The sequence below is a fragment of the Achromobacter pulmonis genome (genome assembly GCF_902859765.1).
GTDB classification, from domain to species: domain Bacteria; phylum Pseudomonadota; class Gammaproteobacteria; order Burkholderiales; family Burkholderiaceae_B; genus Achromobacter; species Achromobacter pulmonis.
In genome coordinates, this window is sequence record NZ_CADIJV010000006.1 from 31,657 (window position 1) to 50,866 (window position 19,210).

General features: G+C 66.5%; 20 protein-coding genes. 12 read left to right on the forward strand and 8 right to left on the reverse strand.

Annotated features, from left to right (window positions below; all coding sequences use genetic code 11):
• Positions 1-4: 4 nt before the first annotated feature.
• Complete coding sequence (gene paaX / locus HV701_RS07445; RefSeq protein WP_175132441.1) at positions 5-934, reverse strand: phenylacetic acid degradation operon negative regulatory protein PaaX; 930 nt, start codon at positions 932-934, stop codon at positions 5-7.
• Between the two features lie 172 nt (positions 935-1,106).
• Here paaX and paaA point away from each other — a divergent pair, with 172 nt between their 5' ends.
• The 9 genes from paaA (at position 1,107) to paaK (ending at position 9,260) form a co-directional block, all read left to right on the forward strand.
• Positions 1,107-2,096, forward strand: coding sequence for a 1,2-phenylacetyl-CoA epoxidase subunit PaaA (paaA, locus tag HV701_RS07450; RefSeq protein WP_175132442.1), 990 nt, complete (start codon positions 1,107-1,109; stop codon positions 2,094-2,096).
• 88 nt (positions 2,097-2,184) lie between these two features.
• A complete protein-coding gene (gene paaB / locus HV701_RS07455) occupies positions 2,185-2,469 on the forward strand; it encodes a 1,2-phenylacetyl-CoA epoxidase subunit PaaB (RefSeq protein WP_006388300.1) in 285 nt (94 codons plus the stop codon).
• A 15-nt stretch (positions 2,470-2,484) separates the two neighbouring features.
• On the forward strand, positions 2,485-3,249 hold the full coding sequence (paaC, locus tag HV701_RS07460) for a 1,2-phenylacetyl-CoA epoxidase subunit PaaC (RefSeq protein WP_175132443.1): 765 nt from the start codon (positions 2,485-2,487) through the stop codon (positions 3,247-3,249).
• A complete protein-coding gene (gene paaD / locus HV701_RS07465) occupies positions 3,243-3,752 on the forward strand; it encodes a 1,2-phenylacetyl-CoA epoxidase subunit PaaD (protein ID WP_420867812.1) in 510 nt (169 codons plus the stop codon). Before paaC ends, paaD begins: the two co-directional genes overlap by 7 nt.
• Before the next feature lie 14 nt (positions 3,753-3,766).
• Complete coding sequence (paaE, locus tag HV701_RS07470; RefSeq protein ID WP_175132445.1) at positions 3,767-4,855, forward strand: 1,2-phenylacetyl-CoA epoxidase subunit PaaE; 1,089 nt, start codon at positions 3,767-3,769, stop codon at positions 4,853-4,855.
• A gap of 45 nt (positions 4,856-4,900) precedes the next feature.
• Entirely contained in the window at positions 4,901-6,565 is a 1,665-nt protein-coding gene (gene paaN, locus HV701_RS07475) for a phenylacetic acid degradation protein PaaN (RefSeq protein WP_175132446.1), read from the forward strand.
• A gap of 20 nt (positions 6,566-6,585) precedes the next feature.
• Positions 6,586-7,374, forward strand: a complete 789-nt coding sequence (gene paaG, locus HV701_RS07480; RefSeq protein ID WP_175132447.1) for a 2-(1,2-epoxy-1,2-dihydrophenyl)acetyl-CoA isomerase PaaG — start codon at positions 6,586-6,588, stop codon at positions 7,372-7,374.
• Positions 7,374-7,847, forward strand: a complete 474-nt coding sequence (gene paaI, locus HV701_RS07485; RefSeq protein WP_076411738.1) for a hydroxyphenylacetyl-CoA thioesterase PaaI — start codon at positions 7,374-7,376, stop codon at positions 7,845-7,847. The genes paaG and paaI overlap by 1 nt, the downstream gene beginning before the upstream one ends.
• A 96-nt stretch (positions 7,848-7,943) precedes the next feature.
• Positions 7,944-9,260: a phenylacetate--CoA ligase PaaK gene (paaK, locus tag HV701_RS07490; protein ID WP_175132448.1), complete on the forward strand. Its 1,317-nt coding sequence runs from the start codon at positions 7,944-7,946 to the stop codon at positions 9,258-9,260.
• A gap of 94 nt (positions 9,261-9,354) precedes the next feature.
• Here the strand turns inward: paaK and HV701_RS07495 are convergent, their stop codons facing one another.
• The 6 genes from HV701_RS07495 to radC all read right to left on the reverse strand — a co-directional run bounded on the left by HV701_RS07495 (position 9,355) and on the right by radC (position 15,517).
• A complete protein-coding gene (locus tag HV701_RS07495) occupies positions 9,355-10,770 on the reverse strand; it encodes an MATE family efflux transporter (RefSeq protein WP_175132449.1) in 1,416 nt (471 codons plus the stop codon).
• Positions 10,767-12,497 (reverse strand): ArnT family glycosyltransferase, encoded by a 1,731-nt coding sequence (locus HV701_RS07500; protein WP_175132450.1) that lies wholly within the window; start codon positions 12,495-12,497, stop codon positions 10,767-10,769. The genes HV701_RS07495 and HV701_RS07500 overlap by 4 nt, the downstream gene beginning before the upstream one ends.
• Positions 12,498-12,621: 124 nt before the next feature.
• Positions 12,622-12,888, reverse strand: a complete 267-nt coding sequence (locus HV701_RS07505; protein WP_175132451.1) for a type B 50S ribosomal protein L31 — start codon at positions 12,886-12,888, stop codon at positions 12,622-12,624.
• Positions 12,889-13,066: 178 nt separating this feature from the next.
• Positions 13,067-13,915, reverse strand: a complete 849-nt coding sequence (kynA, locus tag HV701_RS07510) for a tryptophan 2,3-dioxygenase (RefSeq protein ID WP_175132452.1) — start codon at positions 13,913-13,915, stop codon at positions 13,067-13,069.
• 188 nt (positions 13,916-14,103) lie between these two features.
• Positions 14,104-14,733, reverse strand: coding sequence for an arylformamidase (kynB, locus tag HV701_RS07515; RefSeq protein WP_175132453.1), 630 nt, complete (start codon positions 14,731-14,733; stop codon positions 14,104-14,106).
• Positions 14,734-14,839: 106 nt separating this feature from the next.
• Positions 14,840-15,517, reverse strand: coding sequence for a RadC family protein (gene radC, locus HV701_RS07520; protein WP_175132454.1), 678 nt, complete (start codon positions 15,515-15,517; stop codon positions 14,840-14,842).
• 51 nt (positions 15,518-15,568) lie between these two features.
• On the opposite strand from radC, the gene HV701_RS07525 reads away from it, so the two are divergent.
• Genes HV701_RS07525 through maiA form a run of 3 tightly spaced genes read left to right on the forward strand, consistent with a single transcriptional unit; the run spans position 15,569 to position 17,714 of the window.
• Positions 15,569-16,045: an FKBP-type peptidyl-prolyl cis-trans isomerase gene (locus HV701_RS07525; protein WP_175132455.1), complete on the forward strand. Its 477-nt coding sequence runs from the start codon at positions 15,569-15,571 to the stop codon at positions 16,043-16,045.
• A complete protein-coding gene (ispH, locus tag HV701_RS07530; protein WP_175132456.1) occupies positions 16,045-17,028 on the forward strand; it encodes a 4-hydroxy-3-methylbut-2-enyl diphosphate reductase in 984 nt (327 codons plus the stop codon). The genes HV701_RS07525 and ispH overlap by 1 nt, the downstream gene beginning before the upstream one ends.
• A gap of 41 nt (positions 17,029-17,069) precedes the next feature.
• A complete protein-coding gene (gene maiA, locus HV701_RS07535; protein WP_175132457.1) occupies positions 17,070-17,714 on the forward strand; it encodes a maleylacetoacetate isomerase in 645 nt (214 codons plus the stop codon).
• 56 nt (positions 17,715-17,770) lie between these two features.
• Here the strand turns inward: maiA and HV701_RS07540 are convergent, their stop codons facing one another.
• Positions 17,771-19,210 (reverse strand): DegQ family serine endoprotease, encoded by a 1,440-nt coding sequence (locus HV701_RS07540; RefSeq protein WP_175132458.1) that lies wholly within the window; start codon positions 19,208-19,210, stop codon positions 17,771-17,773.

Consider the following 19,210-nt stretch of genomic DNA (forward strand, 5'->3'; position numbering starts at 1 on the left):
CCGCCTACGCCGGCCGGCCGCCGAAGCGGGTCGCGATATCGCAGGCCAGGGGCGTGTAGCGATCATTGTCGCGGCCAGCCAGCGCGTTCAAGTGCGCCTCCGAGGCATCGAACACCTGCCAATAGATGCGGCCGCAGATGTCGCGGGCCGCGTGGCCTGGCCAGTTGTCGGGCAGCATCGGCCCCGGCAGTTGCGGATCGTGCAGCACGATCCGGCGCCAATTGTGCAGCAGCATGACGCGCGCGATGAAGGCCTCGGATGGCGACGGGGGCGTTTCCAGCAGTTTTTCCAAGGGGCCGAAATTTCGGCTGAACTGCCGGTATTGTTCGGCTACGACGTCCAGGTTCCAGCATTGCGAGGCTAGGCTGGCTATCGGCAGGCCGCCGGCGCCGGCCAGGTCGCGCGCCGACAGCACCAGCGCCTTGTCCGGAATGCCCAGCTTTTCCAGGATCTCATGGGCCGCGCGCGCCTCGGTGTGCGGATGCGCGAACAGCCCGGGCGCGATCATGCCGAACCCTTCCCAGACCAGCTCGCGGCGCAGTTCCGCGCGTTCGGCCAGCCCGTTGCCGGTGCGTGGCAGTGCCACCAGCGTCCATTCCCCATTCCATTCCTGCGGCGCGCCTTCATAGATGCGTTGTGAGGCGTGCGCGGTGTGACGCTGGCCCTGCTCGGAAATCAGGTAGAGGCTGCGGCGGCCATGGCGCTCGGATTGCAGCCAGTTCTGGGCCACCAGCCGGAACACACTGGTGCGCAGCAGGCGCTCGTTGATGCCCAGCGGGGCCAGCAGCTCGATCAGGTCGCCCAGCCAGATGGCGCCGCCATGCGGCGCGAGGGCGTCGCCCAGCAGGCTGACGCAGAGCGATTTGGCGCGCGGAGGATCGCTCTTGATCAGGCGTGACAGGTAACGGTCCAGGGGCGACTGAGGGTTTGCCATAAGGGGGGCCACAAGGGGCCGATATCGGGATCCTGGATATGATACATAAATCCAATGTGATACAGATTTGAGTTTGACAATGGTTTTTTTGTATTAAATAATCCGCCTATGACATGACGGCCCTGCGCGGCGTTTGCTTTGCGCTATCGCAAACCGTCTCAAGGAGACAAACATGTACGCTCAACTCGTCGAAACCGGCGTCAAGCAGGTCAAGACCGCCGACCAGCTCGAAGGCCGCGAACAGACGTTCCAGCGCCGCATCGACGATGGCGTGCGGATCGAGGCCAAGGACTGGATGCCCGAGGCCTACCGCAAGACGCTGGTGCGCCAGATCTCGCAACACGCGCACTCCGAAATCGTCGGCATGCTGCCGGAAGGCAACTGGATCACCCGCGCCCCGTCGCTCAAGCGCAAGGCCATCCTGCTGGCCAAGGTGCAGGACGAAGCCGGCCACGGGCTCTACCTGTACAGCGCCGCCGAAACCCTGGGCGTGTCGCGCGACGACCTGATCGACGACCTGCACGCCGGGCGCGCCAAATACTCCAGCATCTTCAACTATCCCACGCTCAGCTGGGCCGACATCGGCATGATCGGCTGGCTGGTCGACGGCTCGGCCATCATCAACCAGATCCCGCTGTGCCGCTGCTCCTACGGCCCCTACGCCCGCGCCATGGTGCGCGTCTGTAAGGAAGAGTCCTTCCACCAACGCCAGGGCTACGACCTGCTGATGCAGATGTGCCTGCATGGCACGCCCGAACAAAAGGCGATGGTGCAGGACTCGCTGAACCGCTGGTGGTGGCCGGCGCTCATGATGTTCGGTCCCTCGGATGCCGACTCGCCCAATAGCGCCCAGTCGATGGCCTGGAAGATCAAGCTGTTCTCCAACGACGAACTGCGCCAGAAGATGGTCGACCAGACCGTGCCGCAGGCCGAATACCTGGGCCTGACCATTCCCGATCCCGACCTGAAGTGGAACGCCGAGCGCGGCCACTACGATTTCGGCGAGATCGACTGGGCCGAGTTCTACGCGGTGCTCAAGGGCAATGGCCCGTGCAACCGCGAGCGCCTGGCGGCGCGTGTCAAGGCGCACGAAGACGGCGCCTGGGTGCGCGAGGCGCTGGTCGCCCACGCCGATAAGCAGGCCGAGCGCAAGGCGGCCTGAGCCCGGGCCGGGCGGCGCCCGACCTTCCAATTCCTGACTCATCCATACCCGGGGCGCGAGGCGCGCCCGGCATCCGAGGATATCCATCATGAGCAAAGACTGGCCTTTGTGGGAAGTGTTCATCCGCAGCCAGCACGGCCTGGCCCACAAGCACGTTGGCAGCCTGCATGCGCCCGACGCCGAAATGGCGATCAACCACGCCCGCGACGTCTATACCCGCCGCAATGAAGGCCTGAGCATCTGGGTGGTGCGAGCGTCCGATATCTCCGCCAGCAGCCCGGGCGACAAGGACCCCTTGTTCGAACCGGCCAACAGCAAGGTCTACCGGCACCCGACGTTCTTTCCGATGCCCGAAGAAATCAAGCATATGTAAGGCGGCGGAGGAGACATGGACAAGACTTTCTTCGAATACCTGCTGCGCCTGGGCGACAGCACGCTGATCCTGTCGCAGCGGCTGGGCGCCTGGACCGGCCACGGCCCGATCCTGGAAGAGGATCTGGCGCTGACCAACACCGCGCTCGATCTGCTGGGCCAGGCCCGCATGTGGCTGACCCTGGCTGGCGAGGTCGAGGGCGCCGGCCGCGATGAGGATGCGCTGGCCTACCTGCGCGATGCTCACCAGTTCCACAATGCGCTGCTGGTCGAGCGGCCCAATGGCAACTACGCCGACACCATGGCGCGCCAATTCCTGTTCGACGTCTGGCACTACTTCCTGCTGCAGCGCCTGACGCAATCGTCCGACGAGCGTGTGGCCGGCATCGCCGCCAAGTCGCTCAAGGAAGTGACCTACCATGTGCGGCGCTCGTCCGACCTGGTGGTGCGCCTGGGCGACGGTACCGACGTCAGCCGCGGCAAGATGCAGGCGGCCATTGACGACGCCTGGCGTTTCACCGGAGAGTTGTTCAGCGACGACGCGATCGACCTGGACATGGCCGCGCGCGGCATTGGCTGCGAACTGGCGGCGCTGCGCGCGCCCTGGGAGCAGCATGTGGCGGAGGTGTTGGACGAGGCCACGCTGACCATGCCCGAAGCGGCGGCCGCGAATCATCCGGCGCACCGTGGCGGCCGCCAGGGCCGGCACACCGAGGAACTCGGCTATGTGCTGGCGGAAATGCAATTCCTGCCGCGCGCCTATCCGGGAGCCAAGTGGTGAACGCTGTCGCGCCCGTGTCCAGCGAACAGGTCTACGCCTGGCTGCAGGAGGTTCCCGATCCGGAGATCCCCGTGCTGTCGGTGGTGGATCTGGGCGTGGTGCGGGACGTGGCGTTCGACGGTGACGCCTGCGTGGTCGTCATCACGCCGACCTACTCCGGCTGCCCGGCCATGCGCGAGATCACCGAGGATATCCGCCAGGTGCTGGGGCGCCACGGGGTGGGCGAGGTGCGCGTCGAGACGCGTCTGTCACCCGCCTGGACCACCGACTGGATGAGCGAAAAGGGCCGCGCCGCGCTCAAGGACTACGGCATCGCCGCGCCCGCGCAGCAGGCCATCGACATCTCGGGCATCAGCCGGCGCAATGCCGGGCCCGCCATCGAATGCCCACGTTGCGGCTCGCGCGACACGCGCCTGGTCAGCAACTTCGGATCGACCTCGTGCAAGGCACTGTACCGCTGCGTCAGCTGCCGCGAGCCGTTCGATTACTTCAAGACTCACTGAGAGTGGTTTCGAGAATGAGCCTGAACCAATTCCACCCCCTGAAAGTGGCTTCGGTGGCGCGCAACACGCGCGACGCGGTGGTCGTGACCTTCGACCTGCCCGACACGCTGGCCGACGAGTTCTCGTTCCGGCCGGGTCAGTACCTGACGCTGCGAACCGAACTCAACGGCGAGGAACTGCGCCGTTCGTATTCGATCTGTTCGGCGCCGCACGACAAGCTGTTGCGCGTGGCCATCAAGAAGGTCGACGAGGGCGTCTTCTCCAGCTGGGCCAATCACGAATTGCAGCCGGGCCAGACGCTGGAAGTGATGGCGCCCACCGGCAACTTCACCGTCGACTTCGCCCCCGAAAACAAGCGTCACTACGTGGCTTTCGCCGTCGGCAGCGGCATCACGCCGGTGTTCTCGCTGGTCAAGACCGCGCTGTCGACCGAACCCGACAGCAAGTTCACGCTGTTCTTCGGCAACCGCGCCTCGTCGGCGGTGCTGTTCCGCGAAGAGATCGAAGACCTCAAGAACCTGTATATGGACCGCTTCTCGCTGGTCTACGTCATGAGCCGCGAAACCCAGGACATCGAGCTGTTCAACGGCCGCCTGGACGGGGACAAGGTCGACCAGTTGATGTCGGCCTGGATGAGCCCAGAGGATATCGACTACGCTTTTGTCTGCGGTCCGCAGACCATGACCGAGAGCGTGGTCGAGCGGCTGCAGGCCCGCGGCATTCCCAAGGCGAACATCAAGTTCGAACTGTTTGGCGCGCCGAAGGGACCGCGCGCGTTGCGCACGGGACAGGACGCCCGCCAGGCGCCCGGCAAGGGCCAGTGCGAGGTGACCGTGGTGCAGGACGGCCACAGCCGCAAGTTCGTGATCGACAAGAACAAAGACAGCGTGCTGGATTCGGCGCTGGCGCAGGGTATCGAGCTGCCGTATTCGTGCAAGGGCGGGGTGTGTTCCACCTGCCGCTGCAAGGTGGTCGAGGGCGAGGTGGACATGGATGCCAACTTCGCCCTGGAAGACTACGAAGTGGCGCGAGGCTTTATCCTGAGCTGCCAGAGCTTTCCGGTCAGCGACCGCCTGGTGATCGACTTCGACCAGGAAACCTGACCCGGCGCACGCCAGTCACACCCCTATTCCATTTGGAGAGACGCAGTGTCCCAGAAATTCTTCGAACGCCATCAGCCCCTGCTGGAACAAGCCCTGGCCGCCGCCGCGCTGCGCGGTTACTGGAGCCCGTTTGCCGAGTCGCCCAGTCCGCGCAACTATGGCGAGACCGCCAATGAAGAGGGCCGCGCCGCCTTCGAGGCTCTGCGCGGCAAGCCGTTCCCGCTCAACCTGCACGATGCTGATGGCGCCGTGGGCGGCGAGAAGTCGCCCTACGGCTTCGACCTGGGCATCACCTATCCGCACGTGCCGGCGGCCAAGCTGGTGGCCGCCTCCAAGCGCGCGCTGCAGGACTGGCGCCGTGCCGGCCCGCAGGCCTGGGTGGGGGTGTCGCTGGAGATCCTGGCGCGCCTGAACAAACTCAGCTTCGAAATGGCCTATGCCGTGCAGCACACCACCGGCCAGGGCTTCATGATGGCCTTCCAGGCCGGCGGCCCGCACGCGCAGGATCGCGGCTTCGAGGCCGTGGCCTATGCCTGGCAGGAGATGTCGCGCATCCCCGGCGTCGCCATCTGGGAAAAGCCGCAGGGCAAGAACGATCCCATCCGCATGGAAAAGCACTTCACCGTGGTGCCGCGCGGCGTGGCGCTGGTGATCGGCTGCTCGACCTTCCCCACCTGGAACGGCTACCCTGGCCTGTTCGCCAGCCTGGCGACCGGCAACACCGTCATCGTCAAGCCGCACCCCGGCGCCATCCTGCCGCTGGCGCTGACCGTCAAGGTGGCGCGCGAGGTGCTGCAGGAAGCCGGCTTCGACCCGGACGTGGTGCTGCTGGCTGCGCACAGCGCCGAGGAAGACACCGCGCGCCAGCTGGCGCTGGACCCGGCCGTCAAGATCATCGATTTCACCGGCAGCACCGCCAATGGCGACTGGCTGGAGAACAACGCCCGCCAGGCGCTGGTCTACACCGAGAAGGCCGGCGTCAACCAGGTCATCATCGATTCGGCCGCGGATCTGAAGGGCGTGGCGCGCAACCTGGCGTTCTCGCTGGCGCTGTATTCGGGCCAGATGTGCACCGCGCCCCAGAACATTTACGTGCCGCGCGATGGCATCCAGACGCCGGAAGGCCGGGTCAGCTTCGATGAGGTCGCCGCCGCCCTGGGCGCGGCGGTCGACAAGCTCGGCGCCGACGCCGCCAAGGCCGTCGAACTGACTGGCGCGATCCAGAACGACGGCATCGTCGAGCGCATCGAGAAGGCCCGCGCGCTGGGCCTGCCGGTGGTGGCCGACAGCAAGGCGCTGACACACCCGCAGTTCGAGAACGCCCGCGTGCGCACGCCGCTGCTGCTGCGCGCCGAAGCCGGCAGCCCGGCCATCACGCAGGAATGGTTCGGCCCGATCGCCTTCGTGGTGGCCACTGATTCCACCGCGCACAGCATCCAGATCGCGCGCGACAGCGTGATCGAGCACGGCGCCCTGTCGCTGTCGGCCTACACCACCAGCAACGAGGTGGCCGAGCAGATCCAGGAGGCGGCTGAGGAATCGGGCGTGTCGCTGTCCTTGAACCTGACCGGCGCGGTGTTCGTCAACCAGACCGCCGCCTTCAGCGACTTCCACGGCACCGGCGCCAACCCGGCGGCCAACGCGGCGTTGTCTGATTCGGCCTATGTGTCCAACCGCTTCCGCGTGGTGCAGACCCGCCGCCACATCTGAGCCTGCGCGGCGGAGACGACATGAACTATCAAGACATCCAATTCGAACTGTCCGACGGCATTGCCCGCCTGACGCTGAACCGCCCCGACAAGCTCAACAGCTTCACCGCCAACATGCACGGTGAAGTGGCGCATGCGTTGACCCGCGTCGAGACCGAAGGCGCGCGCGTGCTGGTGCTGACCGGCGCCGGCCGCGGTTTCTGCGCCGGCCAGGACCTGAGCGAGCGCAAGCCCGCGCCCGACGGTACGCCGCCGGACCTGGGCGAAACCGTCGACAAGTTCTACGCGCCGCTGGTGCGGCGCCTGAACGCCTTGCCGATGCCGGTGGTGGTCGGGGTCAACGGCGTGGCGGCCGGCGCCGGCGCCAACCTGGCGTTCGCTGGCGACATCGTTATCGCCAAGGAATCGGCCAATTTCATCCAGTCGTTCTGCAAGCTGGGGCTGATTCCCGACACCGGCGGCACCTTCGTGCTGCCGCGTCTGGTGGGACGCGCCCGCGCCATGGGACTGGCGATGCTGGGCGACAAGCTCAGCGCGCGCCAGGCTGAGGCCTGGGGCCTGATCTGGCAGTGCGTGGCCGATGAGGCGTTCGAGACGGCGCTGGAAAACCTGGCGCAACACTTCTCGCGCGCGCCGACCAAGGGGCTGGCCTTTACCAAGCGCGCCCTGCAGGCCAGCCTGGGCAATGACCTGGCGACCCAGCTGGACCTGGAGCGCGACATGATGCGCGAATTGGGCCGCAGCGCGGACTACGCCGAAGGCGTGGCCGCGTTCCTGGGCAAGCGCGAACCGCAGTTCAAGGGGCAATGATGAGCAGCACGCACGTTCCGCCCGTCGAGGCGCCGACCGATCCGCAGGAGCTGGCGCAGGCCGTAGGCACGGTGATGTACGCCGGCGATGCCGCCTCGCAGGGCCTGGACATGACGGTCGAGGAAATGGCGCCGGGGTATGCGCGCCTGAGCATGCGGGTGCGCCCCGACATGCTCAACGGCCACAAGACCTGCCACGGCGGCTTCATCTTCGCGCTGGCCGACAGCGCCTTCGCCTTTTCCTGCAATTCGCGCAATGTCAGCACCGTGGCGTCGGGCTGCACCATCGATTACCTGGCCCCCGGCTTCGAGGGCGACCTGCTGACCGCGGTGGCGCAGGAGCGCTCGCTGGCCGGCCGCACCGGGGTGTACGACGTGACCGTCACCAACCAGGACGGCCGCAATGTCGCGCTGTTCCGCGGACGTTCCTATCGCATCAAGGGGCAGATCGTCGGCACGCCGGCCGAGGCTTGAACGCGTCAACCAACCAGAGACAAGTCCACCGGCCGAGTCGGGCGCGCGGCGCGCTCCCCGGACCGGAGGGTAGAGCATTCCAGGAGAGAGATAACCATGTCCAACACCATGAGCAAGCCGGGGCTGGACCCCATCGAGCATGCCAGCCAGGATGAACTGCGCGCCTTGCAGCTCGAACGCCTGAAATGGTCGCTCAAGCACGCCTATGAGAACGTGCCGCACTACAAGAAGGCGTTCGACGAGATCGGCGTGCATCCGGACGACCTGAAGCAGCTGTCCGACATTTCGAAGTTCCCCTTCACCACCAAGAAGGAATTGCGCGAGAACTATCCGTTCGGCATGTTCGCGGTGCCGCGCGAACGCATCTCGCGCATCCATGCCTCCAGCGGCACGACCGGCAAGCCGACCGTGGTGGGCTACACCAAGGGCGACCTGGACAACTGGGCCAATCTGGTGGCGCGCTCGATCCGCGCGGCCGGCGGCAAGCCCGGCGACACGGTGCACGTGGCCTACGGCTACGGCCTGTTCACGGGCGGCCTGGGCGCGCATTATGGCGCCGAACGCCTGGGTTGCACGGTCATTCCGATGTCGGGCGGGCAGACCGAAAAGCAGGTGCAGCTGATCAGCGATTTCCGTCCGGACATCATCATGGTCACGCCCTCCTATTTCTGCAATATTCTGGAGGAGCAGCGCCGCCAGGGGATTGATCCCCGTCAAAGTTCGCTGCGCATCGGCATTTTCGGCGCCGAGCCCTGGACCGGCCAGATGCGCACCGACATCGAGGCCGAGGCCGGCATCGATGCGGTCGACATCTATGGCCTGTCCGAAGTAATGGGCCCGGGCGTGGCCAGTGAATGCGTCGAGACCAAGGACGGTCCGGTGGTGTGGGAAGACCACTTCTACGCCGAGATCATCAATCCGGACACGGGCGAGCCCGTGGCGGAGGGCGAGCCGGGCGAACTGGTGTTCACCTCGCTGACCAAGGAAGCGATGCCCATCATCCGCTACCGCACCCGCGACCTGACGCGCCTGTTGCCGCCGACGGCGCGCAGCATGCGCCGCATCGGCAAGATCACCGGCCGCAGCGATGACATGTTGATCGTGCGCGGCGTGAACATGTTCCCGACGCAGGTCGAGGAACTCGTGCTCAAGATCGCACAGCTGGCGCCGCACTACCAACTGGTGCTGTCGCGCACCGGCAATATGGACGAGCTCGAAATCCTGACCGAAGTGCGGGCCGAGTTCTCGAGCCTGTCGGACACCGAGCGCGCGGCGCTGGGCAAGCAACTGCAACACGCGGTCAAGACGCACATCGGCGTCAGCGCTCGCATCCAGGTGTCCGACGCCGGCCACGTCGAGCGCACGCTGACCGGCAAGGCCCGCCGCGTGATCGACAAGCGTCCGAAGGGCTGAGCGCCGTGTCCCCGCCGCCAGGACTGGGGCGGGGCGCCTTGGTTGGCGTTTCCGATCTGCCGCGGCCTGACGGGCGCGCGGCGTCGGCGCGCCCTCAGGCCTGTCGCGCTTGTCGCGCCACCGTGCGCACGATGTGGCGATACCAGAAGTGCAGTAGCGTGGCCGACAGCGCCAGTCCCACCATGGCCATCAGCCACATGCTGCCCGCGCCCTGGGGCGAGCCGGGCACCAGGGTCCCGCGCAATCCGTCCAGGCCGCCACGGCCGGGACCGAAACCGAACCACCAGCCACCAACCAGGCCAACTCCCGCCAGTGCCACGGTTTGCAGCAACAGGGGCACGACCGCCACTTTGTAGGCGCGCAGCAGATAAGAGTTGATGCACTGCATCGAATCGAACAGATGGAACAGCGGCAGCATCGCCAGCAGGGTGGTCGCCACGGCCGCCACTTGCGGGTTGTCGGTGTAGGCCGCCAGGATCAGCGGACGGCCGGCCAGCAGGATCACGGCAGTCAGCAGCGCGCCCATCAGGCCCAGTGCCAGGCCGGCCATGCCGGTGCGATGTGCATGCGCCAGGTTGCCGGCGCCGATCGCCTGGGCGGTCAGCGCCGCAGTGGCCACGCCCAACGCCATCGGCATCATGTAGCAGAGCGCCGCCAGATTCGACATGATCTGGTGACCGCCGGTCACGAAGGTGCCTTCGCGCGCCACCAGCAACGCCATGAAGGTGAAGGCCGAGACTTCGACCAGGTATGAGGCGCCCATCGGGATGCCCAGGCGCAGCAGCTCTTTGAGCGTCCTCCAGTCGGGGCGGCCGACATGCAGGTGGAAACGGCTGTAATAACGGTCGTGGGTGATCACCCACAAGCCCAGCCCCAGGCTCATCCACGAGACCACGGCGGTGGCCAGTCCGGCGCCGGTGGCGCCCATCGCCGGCAGGCCCAGGTTGCCGTAGATGAACAGCCAATTGAAGAAGGCTTTGAAGCCGATGGCGGTCAGGTTGATCGCCATCACCAGCTTGGGCCGCGACACCGAGGTGCCGAGCGCATAGATGGTACGGAACACCAGGGCCGCCGGCGGCGCCAGGGTCAGCGCCCGCAGGTACCCGGCGATGCGCTCGCGCACGCCGGGGTCGACATTGCCGGACATCGACAGCCAGAAGTCCGGAAACAGCATCAGGATGGCGCCCACCAGCGACAGGCCCAGCGCCAGCCACACCCCCTGGCCCCAACTGCGCCCCACCTCAAGATTGTTGCCGGCGCCGAAGTGCTGCGCCAGGATCGGGATCAGGGCGTGGACCACGCCCATCAATCCGACGAAGATAGTGATGTAGATGGAGGCCGACAGTGCCATCGCCGCCAGGTCGGTGGCGCTGGCGTGGCCGGTCATGGCCGTGTCCAGCACACCGAACGAGATGCCGGCCCACTGGCTGATCAGCACCGGCCAGGCCTGGCGGGCGATGCCGCGCAGGGTGGCGCCGAAGCCGGGCGCCGCCGGATGGGCAGGGGTCATCGGGTGGGGCCGACGCGCAACAGGCGGAACACCTCCTGCCGATCGGCGCGGCGCCCGCCCTGCCATAGCACGACGGCGCTGTCGCTGTAGGCGGCGGTATTGTCGCGCAGGCTCTGGTTGGTGGTCTGCTGCAGCACCAGCGTGCACTTCGAGTCGAAGGTGAACGTCAGGTTGTTGAAGATCAGGAACGAGGCGCGCTGGCCGCTGCCCAGGCTCAGGCCGCGCACGCATTCGCCGGGGCGGACGTTCTGTGCCAGGGCCTGCGCCAGTTCGCCCGACACGGTGCGATAGCTGCGGGCGTAGTCGACCGCCGGCTGCCACAGCAGCACCAGCAGGATCCAGGTGACGGTCAGGCCCCCGGCGGACAGCACGGTGCCGCGCCATAGCGCCTGGGGCTTGACCCGCAGGCGCCAGACCACCAGCGCGATCCAGCCGATGGTGAAGGCCACGGCAAGGGCGAAGGCGGTCCAGGAGATGACGGGTTCATAGCCGGTGGTCTGGCGGCCGATATTGCGGGCGATCTGGGCTGGCCAATTGAAATGCAAGGCAATCCAGCCCAGCCATGCGGTCGCGGCAGTGAGCGAAAAACACATCACCGCGAACCAGTCCAGTGTATTGACCACGCCGCGGCGCAGGGTCGGCAGCGAGAAGGCGCCCAGCACCGCGCAGGGCACGGCCATCAGCACGTATTCGGAATCGCTGGCTTCGTCCAGGCCGAACAACGTCAGGGTGGCAAAAACCAGCAGCGTCAGCGGCAGCCAGATATGGGGCGCATAGATCCAGGCGCGCCAACGCCAGATGGCCAGCAGCGCCAGCGGCCAGGTGGGCCACAGATACCAAGGCAGGTCGCGCAGGGTGCGGCCGACGTCATGCCATGAGGGAATGGCGAAGGACGACAGGTTCCAGCTTTTCCAGTTGCGGATCCAGTATTCGCTGCTGTGGCTGGCCGGAATCCACCACGCCAGAATCAGGCCGGCGGCGACCAGGGCCGCCCATGGCAGCCAGCGCTTGCATTTCCAGAGCGGGCCGCGCGGATAGAAGGCGAGCAGGGCGGCGATCATGATCGGCAGGGCGCCTACCCAGCCGCGGGTCAGGAAGCTGGCGGCCAGCGCGATACCCAGCGTGGTCGTGCCGGTAACGGGGCGATCGACGCTGCGCGCCAGCGAATAGAAGGCCAGCGCCTGGCAGGCCATGATCGCCGGCACGACCGTGGTTTCATGGGTACGCTGCAGGATGCCGACCGTTGCCAGCAGCAGCAGCAGCGCGGCATCGGCCAGCATGCGGCCGTAGTCGCGCGGTTCGGGTTCGCCGCCGAAGGGCAGGGCCAGCGGCTGGGCTTCGGCGCGGCGTCCAAGCAAATAGGTGCCGTACCAGACGCTGGTTGCGGTGATGCCGAACCACAGCAGATTGGGCAGGCGTCCGGCGGTGATGTCGCCGATGAAAGGGCCGAACAGCCAGATGCAGATTGCGCCGATCCACGTGATCAGCGGCCCTTCCTCGGCATGCGCCAGGTGCCCCACCTGCGGCAGCAGCCAGGTGATCCCGCCCTCGCGGATGGCGGTGATCATGGTTGCCAGGCCGACCGCATCGTCGGTTTTCCACGGGTCGCGCATGAACAGGCCGGCGACGATGTACGCCAGCGCCAGCCCAAGCAGGATCAGCCTGGGCAGTTTTGCGGTGGCCACGGACGTCAGCCGGGCCGGAGTGGAAATGGAAAGTGGGGACACGGGCGTTAATGTAACCGAGAGATCGGGAAGCGCCAGCCCCCGGCGGCTCAACGAGCAGGGTCAGGGGAAAAAAAAGCAGCCCGGAGGCTGCCTTTTTGCTGTGACTCCCGTGGGAGCAACAGGATCAGGAAGCGGACTTGACCGTGCCGGCGGTGCGGGCGAAACGGGCGCGGAACTTTTCCACGCGGCCGGTTTCGACGATGCGCGTCTGGGCGCCCGTGTAGAACGGGTGCGATTCGGAGGTCACGTCGCACTTGAAGAGCGGGTACGTCTTGCCATCGAGTTCGATGGTTTCGCGCGTCTGGACGGTCGAGCGGGTGACGAACTTGCTGCCCGTTTGCAGGTCGGCGAAGACGACTTCGCGGTATTCGGGGTGAATGCCTTCTTTCATGGTGCTTTCCTAGGACTCCCCCAGGGAGTCATGTCAAAAGTTAGGGTCGCCAGCACGAACCGCTTACAGGCGTTCTTGCCACGTATCCGAAAAGTAACTGTGCATTCTAGCACGGGAACCGCCCGGCGGACCAGGCCCCTCCAGGCGGCCAGAGCGGATGGGCCTGTTGGGGGACCGGTCAGAGGTCCGTGCGCAGTTTCCAGATTTCCGGAAACAGCACCACTTCCAGCATGCGCCGCAGGTAATCCACGCCCGAGGTGCCGCCGGTGCCTCGCTTGAAGCCGATCACGCGCTCGACCGTGGTGACGTGGCGGAAACGCCACAGGCGGAAGGCGTCCTCCAGATCCGTGAGCTTCTCGCCCAGCTGATACAGGTCCCAGTAGCGGTCGGGATCGCGATAGACCGTCAGCCAGGCCTGTTCGACGCCTTCGGACGCCTGATAGGGCTGGGTCCAGTCGCGCTCCAGGCGGTCGGCCGGCACGGTCACGCCGTGGCGCGCCAGCAGGCGCAGCGACTCGTCGTACAGCGACGGCGCATCGTAGGCGCGCTGCACCTGCGCCAGCAGATCGGCGCGATGCGCGTGCGGCTTGAGCATGGCGGCGTTCTTGTTGCCCAGCAGGAACTCGATCTGGCGGTACTGATAGCTCTGGAAGCCGCTGGAGCGTGCCAGGTAGGGACGCAGGGCGGAGTATTCGGGAGGCGTCATGGTCGCCAGCACGTCCCAGGCGTGGACCAGTTGCTCCATGATCTTGCTGACCCGGGCCAGCATCTTGAAGGCCGGCTGCGGACGGTCGGCCGCCAGGTTGGCGATGGCGCCGCGCAGTTCGTGCAGCATCAGCTTCATCCAGAGTTCACTGGTCTGGTGCTGGACGATGAACAGCATTTCGTTGTGCTCGGGCGACAGCGGGTGCTGCGCGCCCAGCAGTTCGTCCAGGTGCAGGTAATCGCCGTAGGTCATGTCGCGCGTGAAATCCAGTTGCGCTTTTTCCTGGTGGACGATGTCTTCGGGGCGTTGGTCTTGGCTCATGCCGGGTTTTCCTGGCAGGGCGGCGCGGCGCGGCGGGCGGAGGCGGGCCGGCTGCGCCAGCCAAAAAACGGCTGGCGGGCGAGCGCCATGCGCGGGTCGGACGGTGTGGTCATGGTCGTGCTTCTTCGAATGGGCCGGCGGGCCGGCGCGATTTCCGCGCCGCGTCCCCGCCGGCCCGTGGCCGGGGTTCAGCCCAGTTCGCGCAGGACAGCGCGCACCGGGCTGGCGTCAGCCTGGATCAAAGCCAGCGGCAGTGCGATCAATTCGTAATCGCCCTCCGGCACGTCATCGAGCACCAGGTTCTCCAGTACCCGCATGTCGTGCCGCAGAATCGTCTGATGGCTGTCCAGGGTCTTGCTGGAGGCGGGGTCGATGCTGGGGGTATCCAGCCCGATCAGCATGACGCCGCGCCCGGCCAGCCATTCGATGGTCTGGGGCGCGTAGGCCGAGAAATCGTCCGTCCACCAATCCTGCGCGGCATGCTTGGCGGTGCGCACCAGGATGCGCGGCGGCAGGTTGCCGGCGGCATGGAGCAGGTGCTCGGGGGTGATCAGCGGGCCGCAGTCGATGGCATGAATGACGCGACAGGGGCCCAGGAAGGGTTCGAGCGGCACCGCGCCGATGGCGGGCGCGCCGTTCTGGTAGTGCAGGGGCGCATCGGCGTGCGCGCCCACGTGCGGCGACAGCGAGATTTCGCTGACGTTGACCGGACAGCCAGGCGCGAGCGACCACTTCCATTCCTGGCGATACGGGGTATCGCCGGGAAACACGGGCGAGGCCGTGGAGACGGGAGGGGAGATATCCCACAGGCGTTTCATGGCAGGCGCGGGGTCGCGGGAATGGAGTCGTGAAAACGAAGAATTAGGTTAAGCCTAAAGCAATCTGGCGTCGTAGTCTAACGAAATCCCGCAGCGCGCGCAGCCTTCAGATGCGGCCGAGTTCCGCCATTGAGATGACCGCATCGCCGGCGACGATCAGGTGGTCGACCAGGGCCACGTCCACCAGCGCCAATGCCTGCTTCAAGTGGCGGGTGAATGTCTGGTCGGCGGCGCTCGGCTCGGCCAGCCCGGAAGGGTGGTTGTGGGCCACGATCAGCGCGGCGGCGTGGTGCCGCAGGGCCTCGCGCACGACTTCGCGTGGATAGACCGAGGCCTGCGACAGGGTCCCGCGAGCCAGTTCGCCGCTGGCGATCAGCCGCAACTGGCTGTCCAGGTACAGGGCGATGCAGTGTTCGACCTGCCGATGGGCCAGCGTGACGCGGCAATATTGCTTCACCCGGGACGGATGGTCGAGCGTGCTGTCGCGGGCCAGTTCTTCTTCGGCGGCGCGCCTGGCCATTTCCAGGATCGCCGCCAGGGCGCAGGCCTTGGCGGTACCCAGCCCCGGCACCGTCAGCAGCTCTTCGGGCGTCGCCCCGAGCAGCCCGCGCAGACCGCGAAAACGGTCCAGCAATTGGCAGGACAGGTCGAGCACGTTCAGGCCCGGAACGCCCGTGCGCAGCGCGATGGCAAGCAATTCGGCATTTTGTAACGCTGAAGCGCCCAGGCGCAGCAGGCGCTCCCGGGGACGGTCGGATTCAGGCACCCGCGCAGACAATTTCATAAGAGGCTCTAAAATCAAGGTTTATTTACTGTCTGAATACGGTGGCAGATCTTGAGCATCGCCTCTAATGAAGTGAACGTTTTGGTCCGTCCGGACTCCTACCTGACGCTGCACTACCGCATCACCCTGGCCTCCGGTCCGGGCGAAGGCTCGGTGTTCACCGACACCTTCGACGGCCGTCCGGCAACGTTGCAGATGGGGAGCGGCCAATGGGCGCCGGGCCTGGAAGCCGCCTTGCTGGGCAAGGCCGAGGGCGACCGCTTCAGCGTCACCCTCGAGCCGGCCGACGCCTACGGCGAACGCAATCCCGAGCTGATCCAACGGGTCACGCGCAAGATGCTCGCCGAGCATGCCGGCGCCGATGCCACGTTCGAACCGGGTGACCTGGTCGAATTCGCGGCGCCCAACGGCGGGCGCTATTCGGGCGTCCTGAAGGAAATCAACGAGGAATCGGCACTGTTCGATTTCAACCACCCGCTTGCGGGCGTCCGTTTGCGAGTCGATGTGGCCCTGCTGGGAGTCCTCTGATGAGCCAGGCTGTTCCCGTCACCGCCGCCGATGCCGAAGTCCTGCTGGCGCAGCCGCGCGGCTTCTGTGCCGGCGTCGATCGCGCCATCGACATCGTCGAGCGCGCGCTCGAACTGCACGGCGCGCCGATCTACGTGCGCCACGAGATCGTCCACAACCGCTACGTGGTCGAGGACCTGCGCGCCAAGGGCGCGATCTTCATCGACGAGCTGGACGACGCGCCCACGGGCGCCATCGTGGTGTTTTCGGCCCATGGCGTGTCCAAGGCGGTGCGGGCCGAGGCCGAATCCCGCGGATTGCAGGTATTCGATGCCACCTGCCCGCTGGTGACCAAGGTGCATATCGAGGTGGCCCGCATGCGCGCGGCCGGCCGCGAAATCGTCATGATCGGCCATAAAGGCCATCCGGAAGTCGAGGGGACGCTGGGCCAGGCCCAGGGCGGCATGTATCTGGTCGAGACGGTCGAGGACGTGGCCGGCCTGCAGGTCACCGATCCGGACAACCTGGCCTATGTGACGCAGACGACCCTGTCGGTGGATGACGCCGCCGCGGTCTCCAAGGCGCTCAAAGCGCGCTTTCCCGCCATCGTCGAACCCAAGAAAAGCGATATTTGCTATGCCACGCAGAACCGCCAGGACGCGGTCAAGGTGTTGGCGCCCGAGTGCGACCTGGTGCTGGTGGTGGGCAGCCCCAACAGCTCGAACTCCAATCGCTTGCGCGAAGTGGCCGACCGCAAAGGCGTGGCCTCCTACCTGGTTGACGGCGCGCACTCCATCGATCCGGCCTGGCTGGTTGGCCGCAAGCGCATCGGCGTCACCGCCGGCGCCTCGGCGCCCGAGGTCCTGGTGCAGCAGGTGATCGCGCGGGTCAAGGAACTGGGCGCGGTGTCGGTGCGCACCATGCCGGGCCTGGAAGAGAACGTGGCGTTCCCCTTGCCCAAGGGCCTGTCGCGCAAGGTGGCGCAGACCGAATCGCTGGAATAGGCGCGGCGGACGTCGCGCGGAACGAGAATCGAGGAGACTCCATGCAGTTGTACAGCTATTTCCGCAGTTCGGCCGCGTATCGCGTGCGCATCGCGCTGAACCTGAAGGGCCTGCCGTATGAATACCTGGCCGTGCATCTGTTGAAGGAAGGCGGCCAGCGGTTGTCGGCCGACTACCGCAAGGTCAATCCGACGGCGCTGGTCCCCACGCTGGTGGATGGCGATACCGTCATCGGCCAGTCGCTGGCGATCATCGAGTACCTGGAGGAAACGCATCCGCAGGCGCCGCTGCTGCCGGCCGACGCGGCCGGCCGTGCGCGGGTGCGCGATCTGGCATTGGGTATCGCCTGCGATACCCACCCCTTGAACAACCTGCGCGTGCTGAAGTACCTGAAGCACACGCTCGGTGTGGATGAGGCTGCCAAGACGGCCTGGTATCAGCATTGGGTGCGCCAGGGGCTGGAAGCCCTGGAAGCGCAGTTGGCCGGCTCGGCCGCCACCGGCAAGTTCTGCCATGGCGACACGCCCACCATGGCCGATCTGTGCCTGGTGCCGCAAGTGGCCAACGCGCGTCGCTTCGACTGCGACCTGGGCGCCATGCCCACCGTGGTGCGCATCGATACGGCCTGCCGCGAATTGCCGGCCTTTGACGCGGCCGCGCCGGGCAAGCAGCCCGACGCCGAATGAAACACGCGCCGGCCAGGGGTAGCCCTGGCCGGCGCCGCATCCTGGGTGGGGTCGACTCAGCCCAGTTGCACCGGTACGAAGATCTTGTCTTCGCCGCGCTGCACCAGCAGGGCGACCGTCTTGCCGGCCTTGGACAACGCATCCTTGACCTGACCGATGTTGTGCACCGGCACGCCATTGAGCGACAGCAGCACGTCGCCGGCCTGGATGCCGGCCTTGGCGGCGGGGCCGGCCGACTGCTCGATCAACAGACCTTGCGTGCCGGAAGCCTCCTGTTCCTGGGGTGACAGCGGACGCAAGGCCAGGCCGAGCTGGCCTTTCTGCACCGCGCGGCTATCGCCGACGGTCAGGCTGTTGTCCTTCGGCATGCCGCCCAGCGTGGCCACCACTTCCTTGGGCGCGCCATTGCGCCACACGTCAAGCGTGATCTTCTCGCCAGGCGAGGCCAGCGTGATCAATGACGCCAGATCGCCCGACGACACGATCGTCCTGCCGTCGATCTTGCGCACCACGTCGCCGGGCTTCAGGCCGGCCTTTTCCGCCGCGCTACCCTTTTCGACGCTGGACACCAGGGCGCCCGAAGGCGTATCCAGCTTGAACGAATTGGCGAGGTCCTGGTTGACTTCCTGCACCGTCACGCCCAGGCGCGCATGTTGCACCTTGCCATGCTCCAGGATCTGGTCCTTGATCTTGTAGGCGACGTCGATCGGGATCGAGAACGACAGGCCCTGGAAGCCGCCGGTACGGCTGTAGATCTGCGAATTGATGCCGACCACTTCTCCGCGGTCATTGAACAGCGGGCCGCCGGAGTTGCCGGGATTCACCGCCACATCGGTCTGGATGAAGGGCACCGAGGTGTCATCCGGCAGCGACCGGCCCTTGGCGCTGACGATGCCTGCGGTGGCGGTGTTTTCCAGGCCGTAGGGCGAGCCGATGGCCAGCACCCATTCGCCCACCTGCAACTGGTTCACGTTGCCGATTTTCACGACTGGCAGGTTCTTGGCGTCGATCTTGATCACGGCTACGTCGGTCTGCGGATCTGCGCCCAGCACTTTGGCGCGGAATTCGCGGCGGTCGGTAAGTTTGACGGTCACTTCCTTGGCGTCCTTCACCACGTGGGCGTTGGTCAGGATGATGCCGTCACTGCTGATGATGAAGCCGGAACCTTCGCCGCGCACCGGCACCTCGCGCGACGGCATGCCGCCGCGCGCGCCCGGAATCTGGCCGAAGAACTGGGCGAACGGGTCGTCCTCGTCGTCGGACACCTTGCGCGTGCCACTGATACTGATGTTGACCACGGCGGGGCCGTAGTCGCGGGTGATTTGCGCGAAATTGGGCGCGCCAGTCACGGGGGCGGGCGCGGCGGCGATCGCCGTGGGGGCGCTGGCCGCCATCGAAATGCCGCCGAATGCGGCGGTGGCGCCCGCGCCGCCAATCGCGCCGGCGGCCAGCAGCGCCAGCACCAGGCGCGAGGGTTTCATCTGCGAGGTCTTCAT

What these genes read in the sequence shown, in the direction of transcription:
- HV701_RS07505 (WP_175132451.1), bottom strand. Translation starts at nt 12,888, where the DNA reads ATGAAAGAAGGCATTCACCCCGAATACCGCGAAGTCGTCTTCGCCGAC.
- paaI (WP_076411738.1), top strand. Translation starts at nt 7,374, where the DNA reads ATGAGCAGCACGCACGTTCCGCCCGTCGAGGCGCCGACCGATCCGCAG.
- HV701_RS07540 (WP_175132458.1), bottom strand. Translation starts at nt 19,210, where the DNA reads ATGAAGACCTCGCAGATGAAACCCTCGCGCCTGGTGCTGGCGCTGCTG.
- paaG (WP_175132447.1), top strand. Translation starts at nt 6,586, where the DNA reads ATGAACTATCAAGACATCCAATTCGAACTGTCCGACGGCATTGCCCGC.
- HV701_RS07495 (WP_175132449.1), bottom strand. Translation starts at nt 10,770, where the DNA reads ATGACCCCTGCCCATCCGGCGGCGCCCGGCTTCGGCGCCACCCTGCGC.
- paaK (WP_175132448.1), top strand. Translation starts at nt 7,944, where the DNA reads ATGTCCAACACCATGAGCAAGCCGGGGCTGGACCCCATCGAGCATGCC.
- maiA (WP_175132457.1), top strand. Translation starts at nt 17,070, where the DNA reads ATGCAGTTGTACAGCTATTTCCGCAGTTCGGCCGCGTATCGCGTGCGC.
- paaA (WP_175132442.1), top strand. Translation starts at nt 1,107, where the DNA reads ATGTACGCTCAACTCGTCGAAACCGGCGTCAAGCAGGTCAAGACCGCC.
- paaE (WP_175132445.1), top strand. Translation starts at nt 3,767, where the DNA reads ATGAGCCTGAACCAATTCCACCCCCTGAAAGTGGCTTCGGTGGCGCGC.
- ispH (WP_175132456.1), top strand. Translation starts at nt 16,045, where the DNA reads ATGAGCCAGGCTGTTCCCGTCACCGCCGCCGATGCCGAAGTCCTGCTG.
- paaX (WP_175132441.1), bottom strand. Translation starts at nt 934, where the DNA reads ATGGCAAACCCTCAGTCGCCCCTGGACCGTTACCTGTCACGCCTGATC.
- kynA (WP_175132452.1), bottom strand. Translation starts at nt 13,915, where the DNA reads ATGAGCCAAGACCAACGCCCCGAAGACATCGTCCACCAGGAAAAAGCG.
- paaB (WP_006388300.1), top strand. Translation starts at nt 2,185, where the DNA reads ATGAGCAAAGACTGGCCTTTGTGGGAAGTGTTCATCCGCAGCCAGCAC.
- kynB (WP_175132453.1), bottom strand. Translation starts at nt 14,733, where the DNA reads ATGAAACGCCTGTGGGATATCTCCCCTCCCGTCTCCACGGCCTCGCCC.
- radC (WP_175132454.1), bottom strand. Translation starts at nt 15,517, where the DNA reads ATGAAATTGTCTGCGCGGGTGCCTGAATCCGACCGTCCCCGGGAGCGC.
- paaC (WP_175132443.1), top strand. Translation starts at nt 2,485, where the DNA reads ATGGACAAGACTTTCTTCGAATACCTGCTGCGCCTGGGCGACAGCACG.